The 14,237-nt window shown below is 60.0% G+C and carries 13 protein-coding genes; 7 read left to right on the forward strand and 6 right to left on the reverse strand.

Annotated elements, in window-relative coordinates:
• The first annotated feature begins 1 nt into the window (after position 1).
• The 4 genes from A0251_RS13750 to uca all read left to right on the forward strand — a co-directional run bounded on the left by A0251_RS13750 (position 2) and on the right by uca (position 5,852).
• Positions 2–793: an ABC transporter ATP-binding protein gene (locus A0251_RS13750; RefSeq protein ID WP_062817413.1), complete on the forward strand. Its 792-nt coding sequence runs from the start codon at positions 2–4 to the stop codon at positions 791–793.
• A gap of 16 nt (positions 794–809) precedes the next feature.
• Positions 810–1,526 (forward strand): urea amidolyase associated protein UAAP1, encoded by a 717-nt coding sequence (locus A0251_RS13755; protein ID WP_062817414.1) that lies wholly within the window; start codon positions 810–812, stop codon positions 1,524–1,526.
• A gap of 10 nt (positions 1,527–1,536) precedes the next feature.
• Complete coding sequence (locus A0251_RS13760; protein ID WP_062817415.1) at positions 1,537–2,178, forward strand: urea amidolyase associated protein UAAP2; 642 nt, start codon at positions 1,537–1,539, stop codon at positions 2,176–2,178.
• 86 nt (positions 2,179–2,264) lie between these two features.
• Positions 2,265–5,852, forward strand: coding sequence for an urea carboxylase (gene uca / locus A0251_RS13765; RefSeq protein WP_062817416.1), 3,588 nt, complete (start codon positions 2,265–2,267; stop codon positions 5,850–5,852).
• Positions 5,853–5,963: 111 nt separating this feature from the next.
• On the opposite strand, the gene A0251_RS13770 is transcribed toward uca, so the two are convergent.
• The 4 genes from A0251_RS13770 to A0251_RS13785 form a co-directional block, all read right to left on the reverse strand.
• Positions 5,964–6,812, reverse strand: coding sequence for an alpha/beta fold hydrolase (locus A0251_RS13770; RefSeq protein ID WP_062817417.1), 849 nt, complete (start codon positions 6,810–6,812; stop codon positions 5,964–5,966).
• A complete protein-coding gene (locus tag A0251_RS13775) occupies positions 6,799–6,990 on the reverse strand; it encodes a DUF1272 domain-containing protein (RefSeq protein WP_062817418.1) in 192 nt (63 codons plus the stop codon). Before A0251_RS13775 ends, A0251_RS13770 begins: the two co-directional genes overlap by 14 nt.
• Positions 6,991–7,059: 69 nt before the next feature.
• Positions 7,060–7,239 carry a hypothetical protein gene (locus A0251_RS13780; protein ID WP_062817419.1) on the reverse strand — a complete coding sequence of 60 codons (180 nt, stop codon included), beginning with the start codon at positions 7,237–7,239 and terminating at the stop codon, positions 7,060–7,062.
• Between the two features lie 132 nt (positions 7,240–7,371).
• Positions 7,372–7,758: a hypothetical protein gene (locus tag A0251_RS13785; RefSeq protein ID WP_062817420.1), complete on the reverse strand. Its 387-nt coding sequence runs from the start codon at positions 7,756–7,758 to the stop codon at positions 7,372–7,374.
• A 143-nt stretch (positions 7,759–7,901) separates the two neighbouring features.
• Between A0251_RS13785 and A0251_RS13790 the strand changes: the two genes are divergently transcribed.
• From A0251_RS13790 to A0251_RS13800, 3 genes are all read left to right on the forward strand, one after another.
• The gene (locus tag A0251_RS13790) at positions 7,902–8,687 is read left to right on the forward strand and encodes a helix-turn-helix domain-containing protein (RefSeq protein WP_062817421.1); all 786 of its coding nucleotides are present in this window, start codon (positions 7,902–7,904) and stop codon (positions 8,685–8,687) included.
• A 64-nt stretch (positions 8,688–8,751) separates the two neighbouring features.
• Entirely contained in the window at positions 8,752–11,658 is a 2,907-nt protein-coding gene (gene rapA / locus A0251_RS13795) for an RNA polymerase-associated protein RapA (RefSeq protein WP_062817422.1), read from the forward strand.
• Between the two features lie 154 nt (positions 11,659–11,812).
• The gene (locus tag A0251_RS13800) at positions 11,813–12,472 is read left to right on the forward strand and encodes an alpha/beta hydrolase (RefSeq protein ID WP_062817423.1); all 660 of its coding nucleotides are present in this window, start codon (positions 11,813–11,815) and stop codon (positions 12,470–12,472) included.
• Between the two features lie 259 nt (positions 12,473–12,731).
• Here A0251_RS13800 and A0251_RS13805 read toward each other — a convergent pair whose 3' ends face one another.
• Both A0251_RS13805 and A0251_RS13810 read right to left on the reverse strand, forming a co-directional pair.
• Positions 12,732–13,610, reverse strand: coding sequence for a cytochrome c oxidase subunit 3 (locus A0251_RS13805; protein ID WP_062817424.1), 879 nt, complete (start codon positions 13,608–13,610; stop codon positions 12,732–12,734).
• Positions 13,611–13,639: 29 nt separating this feature from the next.
• The gene (locus A0251_RS13810) at positions 13,640–14,215 is read right to left on the reverse strand and encodes a cytochrome c oxidase assembly protein (RefSeq protein ID WP_062817425.1); all 576 of its coding nucleotides are present in this window, start codon (positions 14,213–14,215) and stop codon (positions 13,640–13,642) included.
• Positions 14,216–14,237 lie beyond the last annotated feature (22 nt).

A 14,237-nucleotide genomic window follows, 5' to 3' on the forward strand; every position in this document is an offset into this window, starting at 1 on the left:
CATGGCCATTATCGAAATGAAAAACCTGTGGAAGGAGTATGGCGATCAGGTGGTGCTGGAACGGCTCAATGCCACTGTGCGGGAAGGCGAATTCGTCACCGTTGTCGGCGCCTCCGGGTGCGGCAAGACCACCTTCCTGAAAATGCTGCTGGGCACCGAGGCGCCCAGCCGCGGTGAGCTGTTGCTGGATGGAAAGCCCCTGCCCAGCGAGCCGGATGAAAGCCGCGGCATCGTGTTTCAGCGCTACTCGGTGCTCAACCACCTGACCGCACTGGAAAACGTGATGCTGGGTGGCGAACTGCAAGCCAGCCGCTGGCTGGGCATCAGCATGGGCAAGAAACGCAAACAGCTCCGCCAGGCCGCACTGCAAATGCTGGAATCCGTGGGGCTGGATCACGCTGCCGACAAGTATCCCCATGAATTGTCCGGCGGCATGCAGCAACGCCTGGCGCTGGCCCAGGCACTGATCAAACGTCCCCGTATCCTTCTACTGGATGAACCCTTCGGTGCCCTGGATCCGGGTATTCGGGCGGACATGCACAAACTGGTGCTGAGCCTGTGGAAAGAGCAGAACCTGACCGTATTCATGATCACCCACGATATCACCGAGGGGTTCTACCTTGGCACTCGCCTGTGGGTGTTTGACAAGCCCCGGCTGGACCCGCAGGCACCGAATGCCTATGGCGCCAAGGTTACCTATGACCTGCCGGTAGGGGACTGCGCCAGCGGCACCCTGAGCAATATCAACCAGAACGTGGGCGAAACCAGCCGCGCTCTTAACAACATCCTGTGACAACTAGGACTTCGCCATGAACGAAAGCCTTTACACCACCCTCCTGCCTGGCAGCGCCCACTGGTCGCTGCGGGTACGACGCGGCATGCAGCTGCGTTTTACCGACCAGGAAGGCGGTGCCAACCTGTCGGTGCTGATGTACAACCCGGAAATGCTGCTGGAACGCTATAACGCCCCGGACAGTCTCAAGGGCCAGCACACCTTCAAGCTGAGCAAAGGCCACTGCCTGTACTCGGACATGGGCCGGGTGTTCGCCTCTATCGTGGAAGACGATTTTGGTTGGCATGACACCGTATGCGGCACCCTCAGCGAGAAAACCCTGAAGGAAAAATATGCGGTGCGCTCCTACCAGGATTGCCACAACCAGTGGACGCTGAGCGGCGAGCACAGCTTTCTTACCGAGCTGGCCAAATACGGCCTCACCGAACGGGACATGGCCGCCAACCTGAACCTGTTCTCCAGAGTGACCACCGATGGCGACGGCAACCTGGTGTTCGATGCATCTGCGGCAACGCCCGGCGCCAGCATCACTCTTCGCTTTGAGATGGACACCCTGGTGATTCTCCACACCTGTCCACATCCGCTGAATCCGTCAGAGGAATACCCGATGAAACCGGTACAGATTGAGATGCGGAAAGCCGATCCGGTTGCTGACGATGACTATTGTAAGAACTTCCGTCCGGAAAACGGTCGCGCCTTTGAAAACAACCGCCTCTATCATCTGGGTTTATAAGGAGCTGACCATGATCAAGGAAAGCACACGACAACCGGAACAGGCCTGCTTCCGTGAAGTGGTGGCTGCCGGTGATTATTTTATCCGCACCATCAAGAAGGGTCAGACCGTGCGTCTGCTGGACCTGGAAGGAAACCAGGCCGCCGACACCCTGTTCTACAGCGCCGAGGATCCCGCCGAGCGGTACAGCGCCATGGACACCATCCGTGAACAGGGCAATGTGTACCTCACCGCCGGCACTACACTAATGAGCAACCGCATGAATCCGCTGTTGGAGATTGTTGCCGACACCTGCGGTCGTCATGACACCCTGGGCGGCGCCTGTGCCACGGAAAGCAACACTGTCCGCTACGACCTGGAAAAGCGCTGCATGCATGCCTGTCGCGACAGCTGGATGCTGGCCGTAAACGAACACCCGGAATTCCATCTGGCCAAGCAGGACATCACTCACAACATCAATTTCTTCATGAATGTGCCGGTGACTGCCGACGGAGGACTCACCTTTGAAGACGGCATTTCTGCACCGGGCAAGTATGTGGAACTGACCGCCCGTATGGATACGGTGATACTGATTTCCAACTGCCCGCAGCTGAACAACCCCTGCAACGGCTATAACCCGACACCCATTGAAGTCCTGATCTGGAACGACTGAGTACCGATCAATTTCCCCGGGGACGACCTCGGCGGCCAAGGTGTGAATCGACGGGACGACCCGTCGCCTGTCGAAGAGACAATGCCATGTTCAACAAGGTTCTGATTGCCAACCGCGGCGCCATCGCCACCCGTGTCACCCGCACCCTCAAGACCCTCGGCGTGAAAGCCGTTGCCGTCTTTGCCGAAGCGGATCGGGATTCCCTGCATGTGAGCCAGGCCGATGAGGCTTACTGTCTTGGCGAGGGAAACGCCCGCGAGACCTACCTGAACCAAGACAAACTGTTTGCGCTGATGGAACAGCACGGCGTGGATGCCGTCCACCCCGGCTATGGTTTCCTCAGTGAAAACCCAGATTTTGTGAAAGGCTGCGAGGCCCGTGGCATTGCCTTTATCGGCCCCACGCCGGAACAAATGGATACCTTTGGTCTCAAGCACACCGCCCGGACACTGGCACAAAAAACCGGCGTACCCCTGTTGCCCGGCACGGATCTGCTTACCGACAAGAATGCGGCCCTGAAAGCGGCTGAAGAGATTGGCTATCCGGTGATGTTGAAAAGCACCGCCGGCGGTGGCGGTATCGGTATGCAGATCTGCGAAAACGCCGACAGTCTCGACAAGGCCTGGGACAGCGTGCGCCGTCTCAGTGCCAACAACTTTTCCAATGACGGCGTCTTTATCGAAAAATACATCGCCCGCGCCCGCCATATCGAAGTGCAAGTGTTCGGCGATGGCAAGGGCCGGGCCATCACCCTGGGCGAGCGCGACTGTTCCGCCCAGCGCCGCCATCAGAAAGTGCTGGAAGAAACCCCCGCGCCCAATCTGCCGGATGAAGTCCGCAGCGAACTGCAGGACACCGCCCGGGCCCTGATGGAAGCGGTGCAGTACCGCAATGCCGGCACCGTGGAATTCATTCTCGACCAGGATTCCAACGCGTTTTATTTTCTGGAAGTAAACACCCGCCTGCAGGTGGAACACGGTGTCACCGAACAGGTCTTCGGCGTGGATCTGGTGGAATGGATGGTCAAGCTGGCCGCCGGTGATCTGCCACCACTGGATTCCCTCGGCCCCTTTCATCCTGACGGCCACTCGATTCAGGCACGGGTGTATGCGGAAGATCCCAACAAGGATTTCCAGCCCAGCGCCGGCCTGCTCACTGCCGTGGAGTTTCCGCAGGCGGATGGCAATGCACTGCGTATCGATCACTGGGTGGAAGCCGGCCTCACCGTCTCTCCCCTGTTCGATCCCATGCTGGCCAAGGTGATCATCCACGAAGGGGATCGTGACAGCGCCCTGGCCGCACTCAGCGACACGCTGGACAGCATCACCCTGGAAGGCATCGAAACCAACCGGGACTATGTCCGCGCCATCCTCACCGACCCGGTGTTCGCAGAAGGCCGCATGACCACCCGCTATCTGAATGCTTTCAGCTACGCCCCCTTTACCCTGGATGTACTGGCCGGCGGCACCATGACCACGGTGCAGGACTACCCGGGTCGCAGCGGCTACTGGCCGGTGGGCGTGCCGCCGTCCGGCCCCTTCGACAACCTCAGCTTCCGTCTCGCAAACCGTTTGCTGGGTAATGAGGAGAATGCGGCCGGACTGGAGTTCACACTCAACGGCCCGACCCTGAAATTCAACCAGGCCACCCGTATTGCCCTCACCGGTGCGGACATGCAGGCCACCCTGGATGGCATGTCGCTGAAAACTTACCAGGCCATTGCCGTAAAACCTGGCCAGGTACTGAAACTGGGCAAGGTCAGCGGCGAAGGCGCCCGGGCCTACCTGGCCATCGCCGGTGGCATCCAGTGCACTCCTTACCTGGACTCACGCAGCACCTTTACCCTGGGCCAGTTTGGCGGCCACGGCGGTCGTGCCCTGCGCACCGGAGATGTGCTGCACTTTTCTGAAGATAGCGGCACCGCCAGCAAGGTGACGATCCCGGAAAGTCTCAAACCCGCGCTGGGCAAACAGTGGACCCTGCGGGTGATCTACGGCCCCCATGGCGCGCCGGACTTTTTCACCGACGACGACATGGCCATGTTCTTCGCCACCGACTGGCAGGTGCACTACAACTCCAGCCGAACCGGTATTCGTCTGGTGGGCCCAAAACCCGAATGGGCGCGCAGTGACGGTGGTGAAGCGGGCATGCACCCGTCCAATATTCATGACAACGCCTACGCCGTGGGCACGGTGGATTTCACCGGCGACATGCCGGTGATCCTGGGCCCGGACGGACCGTCACTGGGGGGCTTTGTCTGCCCCGCCACGGTGGTCATGGCCGACCGCTGGAAGCTGGGTCAACTGAAAGCCGGCGACACCCTGCGCTTCCAGGCCATCAGCTTGGAGGATGCGGACGCCCTGGCGGCTGAACAGGACGCCTGCCTGTCTTCACTCAGTGAGCCGAACAAACAGGTAGAAAGTGCGCCCATCACCACGCCGGTTCTCAATACATTGTCAGAGCAGGAAGTGGGTGTGGATGTGATCTACCGCGCCGCCGGTGATCGCTACCTGCTGGTGGAATACGGCCCGCTGGTGCTGGACTTGCGTTTGCGCTTCCGGGCTGATGCGTTGATGTTGTGGCTGGAAGAACAGAACCTCGACGGCGTGATTGAGCTGACCCCGGGCATCCGTTCCTTGCAGGTGCATTTCGATCCGCAACGCTTGCCCCGTCACACCCTGCTGAAAACGCTGGCCGAAGCCGAACGGGCCCTGCAACAACAGGATGATCTGGAGGTTCCCTCCCGGATCGTGCATATCCCGCTGAGCTGGGATGACCAGGCCTGCCACCAGGCCATCGAGAAATACATGCAGTCAGTGCGCAAGGATGCCCCCTGGTGCCCCTCCAACCTGGAATTCATTCGCCGCATCAACGGCCTGGACAGCATCGATGAGGTAAAAGAGATCCTGTTCAGCGCCAGCTATGTGGTCATGGGGCTGGGCGATGTGTATCTGGGTGCGCCGGTGGCCACGCCCTACGATCCGCGTCACCGTCTGGTCACCACAAAGTACAACCCGGCCCGTACCTGGACCGCGGAAAACTCCGTGGGCATTGGCGGCGCCTACCTGTGCGTGTACGGCATGGAAGGTCCCGGGGGGTACCAGTTCGTGGGCCGCACCCTGCAGATGTGGAACCGTTACCGAAAAACCGGGGCCTTCGACAAACCCTGGCTGCTGCGCTTCTTCGACCAGATTCGCTTCTATGAAGTCAGCCACGAAGAACTCAACCAGATCCGCCGGGATTTCCCCAAAGGGGACTATCCCATCAAGGTGGAAGAAACCACCTTCAAGTTGAGCGAGTATCAGCGTTTTCTGGATGACAACCAGCAGGACATTACCCAATTCACCGAAGCACGTAACCGGGCCTTTGATGAAGAACTGCAACGCTGGGTGGAGAGCGGCCAGATCCACTTCCAGTCTGCACAGGATCTGGATGCAGACAACGTCACCGAAGAGGTGGCCGGCACCCCGGTGGAGTCCCCGGTGGCCGGCAACATCTGGAAACTGAACGTGAGCGAAGGGGACGCCGTGAACGAAGGCGACGTGGTAGCCGTACTGGAATCCATGAAAATGGAAATCGAGATCAGCGCCCCGGAAAGCGGCAAGGTGGTTGCCATCAACCGCCAGGAAGGTCAGCAGATCAATGCCGGCCAGGCGATCATGGTGCTGGACTGAACCGACAGGAACAAGGCTGGAGCGATGGGCCAGCCTTGGTGCCTCTCACCCTCTCCCTGTCCCTCTCCCCTCAAGGGAGAGGGGACCCTCCAGCCAGGCCTTTGCGCTTTTTCAGAGATTATCCAACCAGGTCGCTATGGTCTGCGTGACCGCTTCAGGTTTGCGCGCCCAGCGGAAGTGGTCCGCCTTGTCACCCAATACTTGGGCATTGAGGACACGATGTTCCACCTCGGCCTGAATGAATTTGTCGCTGACCGCGTGAACCGATTCCCGGGGCGCAAAGGCATCATCCTGCATGCGCAGGCAAAGCACCGGACCGGTATAGGCGGCGATGCCACTGTCCAGGTCCTTGCTCAGACCACTGGCCTGATAGCGGTTGGTTTTTGCCACGGCCAGCCAGTCCGTCATCAGCGTCCGGGCCTCACGGTCCCCAAAACCCAACTGCTTTCCGGGGTAATAGCCGAGCAACGCACAGGCCGGCGGAATCAGTCTGCAGAGCCATTTTAACTTCCGTGCAGTGTCACCGTTGAAGCCTCCCACCCAGGGACTGCCGCAGGCAGCCAGAATCACCCCATTCACCTGTTGGGGATAGAGCCCCGCCGCCATGGCGGCGTAGTGCCCGCCCAGGGAGTGGCCCATCAGATAAACCGGTTGATGCGGCGCGGTGGCCGTCAGCCATTCCAGGGCGGCGGGGATTTCATTGATCAGGGTCTCTCGAAACCCCCAGTCACAACGGCGCGATGCACGCCATGGACTGTCGCCGTGGCCGCGCTGTTCCAGCAGAGCCACATTAATGCCCTTGTCCTGCATCGCCAAAGCCAGGGGCTGATAGAACCGTGCCCCCATCCCCAACGCCGGCATCACCACCACCGTGGCAGCAGCAGCCTCGGCGGCAAACCACTGCAAGGGAAGCCTATAACCGGCACCGGCAGGCAGGGAGACGGATTCAGCCGCCCTCATTGCTGGCCTCCTGACGGCGGGGGCGACGCACCAGCTCCCCCTGACAATTGGGGCAACGGCTGGCATGGACGGTGCAACAGTCCACGCAGTAAGTGCATTCGTAGGAGCAGATATAGGCTTCTGCCTGGGCCGACAAAAGACGCTGGCAGGTCTCGCACTGTGTTTTCATCTTCAGCATGAAATGTCCTTGCAGGCTGTCGAAGTGCCCGTTGCATGCTCAGCGTGAAACGGGCTCTTCAACACGCAGCTAGTAGGCCTTCACTTTCTGTTTGCCGCAGCGCTCGCAGCGATACACCGTCACCAGCTTTCCCTGCTTCACATCGAACTGCTTGTCCTTGCACACCACCCATTTATGAAAGCCATGCTGACACATGCCTTTGCGCGGGGTTTTCTTTTCCGGTTTCTTGAACGGCAGAATATCGCCCATGACCACAGCACATCTTGATAACGATCCACCGAGGATAGCGTAATTTCCCGTTCAAAGCGTCAGCAGCCCATGGCGAGAGATGTCATTTCCTTGATAAAGAAACCGGAGCCCCTGCCAGGCCCCGGCACTCGCTCAGGCCAGTTGTTGACGTTGCAGGCCCCGCCGCTGGCATAGCGCACAAAACGCCACCAGTAACGCCACATCCAGCAGCAGGATCTGGCCCCAAAAGGACAGCCAGGGAGCGGCCACGATCATGGCCACCGGGGTGGCCACCACCCAGGCAGCATCCGCTGTAGTGATCATTTTGGCCAGGCGCTGAGAAATCGGCTTGCGGGTAGCCACCCAGGCCACATCGGCGGCAAACAGCAGCAGCCCGGCGCCAAGTACCATCAGGATCAGCGGATTGAACTCACCCATCAGCGCCGCCACGGCACTGGGGTAAAACAGCAGAATCACTCCCAAAATGGTAGAACACAGGGCATTGAACAGCAGAGCAGATTTAAGAGACGTCCAAGGCATGATGCACCTCCGATTTGATTAAGTGGTACATTCAGATTTCCCTGATCAGGGAAGAGGAACAATTACCTCAGAGGTAATGGTGAAGCCTGCCACGCTCTTTCATGCTTACCCGGCACTCGGACAACCCCGCTCCAGGAGAGCCCATGCAGACCGGACAGATACTCGCTGAACTGCGCAAGACACGGCGCCTGAGCCAACTGGATCTGGCTCTGCGTGCGGACGTTTCCAGTCGACATCTGAGTTTTATCGAGACCGGCCGTAGCCAGGCCAGCTCGCAGATGCTCAAACGTCTGGCCATGGAGCTGGAGTTGAGCTGCCGGGACACCAATCGGCTGCTGCTGTCCGCCGGTTATGCCCCGGCCTTCAGTGAAACCGATCTGGACAGCGAGTCCATGGCACCGGTGCGCCAGGCGCTGGAGGTCATGCTGGTCAATCACAATCCTTTCCCTGCCGTGGTGCTGGATGCCCAGTGGAACGTGTTGATGGCCAATCAGGCACAGCAACAGCTGATGGCCATGATGATGCAGGAGCGTGGCCCCTTCCCACAGACCACCAATGTGGTGGAACTGGTGTTTCACCCCCAGGGTTACCGGCCTTTCCTGGCCAACTGGGAGGAAGTGGCAAGCTTTCTGTTACGGCGCCTGCATCGGGACCAGCAAGCCCGTCCGACCCCGGCGCTGACCCGCCTGCTGGAACGCCTCGGAGCACTGGCGGATGTGGAGACCCTGCTCCACCGGGACCCGCCGAGCGACCGCAACGAGCCCATGCTGGCTCTGGATATCCACCTGGCCGGGCAACGCCTGCGCAGCTTCTCCACCCTGGCCAGTTTCGGCACCGCTCTGGATGTGGTGATGGAAGAGCTGTGTATCGAGCACTTTTTCCCCGCCGATGACGCCACCCGCCGCTGGTTTCGCAAGCAGATTCAATAACCCCATCGAAGGGGCAGGCGCAAACCCGTATAATTCGCCCCCCGAGAATCAACCGGCAGTGATAATGACTGATTTTACCCCCGGCCAGCGCTGGCTGAGCGAATCCGAAACCGAACTGGGCCTCGGCATCATCAAGGAATTGGATTACCGACTGGTCACCGTGGGCTACCCGGCGGTAGAAGAGGAGCGTACCTACGCCATCAACAACGCTCCCTTGTCGCGGGTCATCTTCAGCACCGGCGATACCATCCGCACCGCCGACGAGCTGGAGCTGGTGGTGACCGAGGTCAACGAACTCAACGGCCTCAAGGTCTACATGGCTCACCCACTGGGCCAACCAGAAGACGTGCAGCCGGTGCCGGAAACCCATCTGGGCCACAAACTGCGCCTGACCACCGCCCTGGATCGCCTGCTGTCCAACCAGTTGTCCTCCAATCGCTGGTTCGAACTGCGGGTGGATGCGCTGAACGCTCACTGCCAGCAACAGCAGTCCACCATCAAGGGACTGCGTGGCCCGCGCATCGACCTGATCGGCCACCAGCTCTACATTGCCGACCAGGTGGCCAACCGCTTCGCTCCCCGGGTACTGCTCGCCGATGAAGTGGGCCTGGGCAAGACCATCGAAGCCGGTCTGATTCTCCATCAGCAATTGCTCAGCGGCCGTGCCAAGCGGGTGCTGGTGGTGGTGCCTTCACCGCTGGTGCACCAGTGGTTTGTGGAAATGGTGCGTCGTTTCAATCTGCATTTTTCCATTTTCGATGCGGAGCGGCTTAACGCGCTGCAGCCGCAAACCAGCATCAAGGATATGCTGGCGCAGATTATCGAAGAGGAAAAAGCCGCCGCGGAGAACGACGGGGGCGATGACGCCGACGAGGCCGCAGAGCAGACCTGGGACAACCCCTTTCTCAGTGAACAGCTGATCCTGTGCAGCACTGATTTTCTTGCCGAGTGCGATATCGACCAGCTGGCGGCTGCCGACTGGGATCTGCTGGTGGTGGACGAAGCCCACCACCTGGAATGGGCGCCAGACACCCCCAGCGACGATTACCAGCGGGTAGAGACCATTGCCCGCCAGGCCCGTGGTCTGCTGCTGCTCACCGCCACCCCGGAACAGCTCGGTCTGGAAAGCCACTATGCGCGCCTGCGTCTGCTGGACCCGGACCGCTATCCCAGCCTGGAGGCCTTCCGCGAGGAACAGACCCACTACCAGGAAATCGCCAGCCTGGCCGGCAAGCTCCATGACGAGGACAGCTGGTCCGCTGACCTGAAGGCCGAGGCAGCCCGCCTGCTGCCGGACATGACTATCAGCGAAGACCAGCGCGAGGCAATTCTGGCCGAACTGCTGGACCGCTCGGGCCCCGGCCGGGTCATGTTCCGCAACACCCGTCATAACATTGCCGGCTTCCCGACCCGCCACGTGCACGGCATTCCGTTACCGCTGCCGGAGGAATACCAGTACGACAGCGACGAGGAACGGGAAGGCCATCTGCACCCGGAAACCCTGTTCCACGACGACCGCTGGTGCACCCTGGACCCTCGGGTCAGTTGGCTGGAAAAGTTCTTCAAGGAACACCGCAAAGACAAGGTGCTGGTGATCTGTGCCAACCGCCATACCGCCACCGATCTGCATGCCCACTGCAACTACAAGCTGGGCATGAACGTGGCCATGTTCCATGAGGACATGGACCTGATCGAGCGGGACCGGGCTGCCGCCTTCTTCGCCGATGATGTGGATGGTGCCCAGGCGCTGATCTGTTCCGAGATCGGCTCCGAAGGCCGGAACTTCCAGTTTGCCCACCATCTGGTGCTGCTGGACCTGCCGCTGAATCCGGACCTGCTGGAACAGCGCATCGGCCGGCTGGACCGTATCGGCCAGACTGAAGACATCCAGATCCATGTGCCCTACTTTGAGGCCCACGCCCAGGAAGTGCTGTTCCGCTGGTACCACGAAGGCATGAATGCCTTCGAGCACACCAACCCGGCCGGCCACGACATCTACCTGCGTAGCCGCGATGCCCTGGAACCGCTGCTGTGTGGCGACCCGGAATACACCGCCATTGATGCCCTGGTGTCGGAGACCCGCACCATTGCCGATGAACTGCATACCCTGATGGAAACCGGCCGCGACCGGTTGCTGGAGCTGAGTTCCTTCGACAACGATCGGGCCGAACAACTGAAACAGGCCCTCGCCGACTCCGATAACGACAGCCCCCTGCCCTTCATGCAGCGGGTCTTCGATCGCTACGGTGTGGATCAGGAAGACCATTCCGACACCGCCGTGATCCTCAAACCCGGCCCGCATATGCGCGATGCCTTCCCGGGGCTGCCGGAGGAAGGCGTGACCATGACCGACAACCGGGCCACCGCACTGGCCCGGGATGACATGCAGTTCCTTACCTGGGAGCATCCCATGGTCACCGGCAGCCTGGACATGCTGCTTACCGAACACCGTGGCAAGGCTGCCGTGAGTCTGCTCAAAAACCCCAAGATCAATGCCGGCACCCTGCTGATTGAGGCCATCTACACCATCGATGCGGTGGCCCCCAAATACCTGCAGGCGGACCGCTTCCTGCCCACCACGGTGATTCGCCACTTGCTGGATGCCAACGGCAAGAACATCAGCCAGGCGATCAGCCACGAGGGCCTGAGCCAGCAATGCCACAAGATGGACAAGCCACTGAGCCGCAAGATTGTCGGCAGCCAGAAGCCGCTGCTGGACAAACTGCTCAAGGCCGATGAAGCCCGCGCCGCCGAAGAGGCCCGCGGCACCATCGACGATGCCCTGGAAAAAATGCGCCGGGAACAGGCCCATGAACTGGCCCGTCTGAAAGCCCTGCAAGCCAAGAACCCGGCGGTGCGCGATGAGGAGATCCAGGCGCTGGAAGCCCAGACTGAGGCGCTGGAAAAAGTACTCGGCGAAGCCCGCTGTCAGCTGGAAGCCGTGCGCGTGATTGTGGCCGGCGGGGCGTGAAATCGAGGTACGAGGAGCAGCAGCCCCCAAACCTCGCCGTTGGAGCTTTGCTCGCAAAGCGAAGGTTTCATAGGCGCCTGGCTTGACCAACCCTTCGCCTTGCGAGCAAGGCTCCAACGAGGAAGGGCAGCCCCATGACAGACAAGGACAAAGCATGAGCGAACTGTTGAAGTGTGTGGAAATCGAGCCGGCCGGCGACGCCACGGCTACCGTGATCTGGCTGCATGGCCTTGGGGCCAGTGGCCACGATTTCGAGCCCATCGTACCGGAGTTGCAGTTGCCCGCTGCATTGCCGGTACGCTTTGTCTTTCCCCATGCGCCGGACATTCCCGTCACTGTTAACGGCGGCATGGTAATGCCTGCCTGGTACGACATTCTGGCCATGGATATCGACCGCAAGGTGGACGAGGCCGGCGTGTTGGCGTCCGCAGATGCCGTAGACGCTCTGATCGAACGGGAAATCCAGCGCGGCATTCCCGCCCATCGGATCGTCATCGCCGGTTTCTCCCAGGGCGGTGCCGTTGCCTACCAGGCTGCACTGCGCTACCCGCAGAAGCTGGCCGGGCTGCTGACCCTGTCCACCTATATGGCCATGCCGGTCACACCGTCTGCTGCCAATGCGTCCCTGCCCGTCATGATCTGCCACGGCAGCCAGGACCCGATGGTCCCGGAAGTGCTGGGTCGTCGCGCCGCAGACACCTTGACCACTATGGGCTTCGCGCCGGAATACCTGACCTATCCCATGGAGCACATGGTCTGCCTGGAACAGATCCGCGATATCGGGCAGTGGCTGAGCCGCGTACTCTCAGACTGATCTTCCCTTTCTGTTGGAGCCTTGCTTGCAAGGCGAGGCCTGGCTAGCTTTGTGAAAAAGGATAGCCTTTCGCCTTGCAAGCAAGGCTCCAACGCGGTCATCTCTACTCTCTTTCCAACGCCATTCACAATGGCGCCTCGATAACGGCCCTTCGCCGGGGCGTTACTCACACCATTCAGATCGAAACAAAAAAGCCGCGATCCTCTCGGAGCGCGGCTTTTTTGGTGTTGCCTGCAGCGTGAAGCGTGCTGCCGCCTGCTTACAACCAGTAAACGGTCACGAACAGGAACAGCCAGACCACGTCCACAAAGTGCCAATACCAGGCACCCGCTTCCCAGGCAAAGCAGTTATCCGGGCTGAAGTGACCCTTGATCACACGGATCAGAGTGATAAACAGGAAGATGGTCCCGATGGTCACGTGGGCACCGTGGAAGCCGGTGAGCAGGAAGAACAGGCTGCCGTAGATGCCTGCATCCAGCGTCAGACCCATGTCATAGGCGTGCACATATTCCAGGCCCTGCAGACCCAGGAAGATGACACCCAGTACCACCGTAATGGCCTGGAAGATGATCAGCTTGCCACGCTGGTTTTCCAGCAGAGCGTGGTGGGCAATGGTCAGGGTAATGGAGCTAACCAGCAGGATGGCGGTGTTGATGGCCGGCAGACCCCAGGCCCCCATGGGCGTGGTGGTGGTACCGTCCGGGGTCACAGTCAGCGGCCACATGGCCTGGAAACCCGGCCACAGCAGTTCGTGGGTCATGGCGTTGGAGCCTTCACCGGACAGCCACGGAATGATCAACCAGCGGGTGTAGAACATGGCGCCAAAGAAGGCGGCAAAGAACATCACCTCGGAAAAGATGAACCACAGCATGCCCTGGCGATAGGACCCGCCCAGCTGGTTGCTGTGCAGACCGCCCACGGATTCCTTGATGGTGTCGCGCCACCAGGCGGCAATCACCAGCAGCAACCAGGCCAGACCAATGAAGAACAGCGGCTTGCCGAAGAAGTTCGGCTCCATGGTATCCATGGTGCTCTGCTGAATGAACTTGGCACCGCCAATGGCGGTCATGAACAGGCCGATGGACGCGGTCAGCGGCCACGGGCTGCTCTCGGGAACGTAATACTTTTCAGTAGCCATTCGAAAATCTCCTCTACAACCGGCTGTTATCAGTTCACAGCCACGCTGTTATTTTTACCGGCGACCCGCTCTGTCACATCGAAGATCGTATAGGACAGAGTGAATTGATTAATGTGACCGGGAATTTCCGGGTCCAGATAGAAAATCATCGGCATGTCCTTGCGCTCTCCAGCCGCCAGGGTCTGCTGATCAAAGCAGAAACACTGGGTCTTGTGCAGGTAGCGCGCAGCTTCCCCCGGTGACACGGAAGGGATGCTCTGGGTAATCATGTCCTTTGATGTCGGGTTGCTGGCGTAAAAATGCACCAGGGTGATTTCCCCCGGATGTACCTTGACCCGCTTGGTCTCGGAGGTGAATTCTCCTGTGAGACCATCGCCTTTCTGGGTAATGAATTCCACGGTCACGGTACGGTCAGCCACCACCTGTTCGGGAACATCGGTGGCTGCCGTACTGGATGTTTTGCCGTTGAGACCGGTGATGTCACAGATAACGTTATAGAACGGCACCATGAGAAAGGCGAAGCCGAACATGGCTACCGCCCAGATCAACAGCTTCTTCAGCGTACGCTGGTTGCGTTCTTCCACGCTGAGCTGTTTTTCACTCATGGTGCCCGCTCCTGTCCGTTAT

Origin of the sequence: Alcanivorax sp. NBRC 102024, from assembly GCF_001602235.1 — a bacterium.
Lineage (GTDB): Bacteria > Pseudomonadota > Gammaproteobacteria > Pseudomonadales > Alcanivoracaceae > Alcanivorax.

Bases quoted from the DNA above. Each gene is read 5' to 3' on its own strand.
- A0251_RS13755 (WP_062817414.1), top strand. From the start codon at position 810: ATGAACGAAAGCCTTTACACCACCCTCCTGCCTGGCAGCGCCCACTGG.
- A0251_RS13800 (WP_062817423.1), top strand. From the start codon at position 11,813: ATGAGCGAACTGTTGAAGTGTGTGGAAATCGAGCCGGCCGGCGACGCC.
- A0251_RS13780 (WP_062817419.1), bottom strand. From the start codon at position 7,239: ATGGGCGATATTCTGCCGTTCAAGAAACCGGAAAAGAAAACCCCGCGC.
- A0251_RS13775 (WP_062817418.1), bottom strand. From the start codon at position 6,990: ATGCTGAAGATGAAAACACAGTGCGAGACCTGCCAGCGTCTTTTGTCG.
- A0251_RS13750 (WP_062817413.1), top strand. From the start codon at position 2: ATGGCCATTATCGAAATGAAAAACCTGTGGAAGGAGTATGGCGATCAG.
- A0251_RS13810 (WP_062817425.1), bottom strand. From the start codon at position 14,215: ATGAGTGAAAAACAGCTCAGCGTGGAAGAACGCAACCAGCGTACGCTG.
- A0251_RS13790 (WP_062817421.1), top strand. From the start codon at position 7,902: ATGCAGACCGGACAGATACTCGCTGAACTGCGCAAGACACGGCGCCTG.
- A0251_RS13770 (WP_062817417.1), bottom strand. From the start codon at position 6,812: ATGAGGGCGGCTGAATCCGTCTCCCTGCCTGCCGGTGCCGGTTATAGG.
- A0251_RS13760 (WP_062817415.1), top strand. From the start codon at position 1,537: ATGATCAAGGAAAGCACACGACAACCGGAACAGGCCTGCTTCCGTGAA.
- uca (WP_062817416.1), top strand. From the start codon at position 2,265: ATGTTCAACAAGGTTCTGATTGCCAACCGCGGCGCCATCGCCACCCGT.
- A0251_RS13805 (WP_062817424.1), bottom strand. From the start codon at position 13,610: ATGGCTACTGAAAAGTATTACGTTCCCGAGAGCAGCCCGTGGCCGCTG.
- rapA (WP_062817422.1), top strand. From the start codon at position 8,752: ATGACTGATTTTACCCCCGGCCAGCGCTGGCTGAGCGAATCCGAAACC.
- A0251_RS13785 (WP_062817420.1), bottom strand. From the start codon at position 7,758: ATGCCTTGGACGTCTCTTAAATCTGCTCTGCTGTTCAATGCCCTGTGT.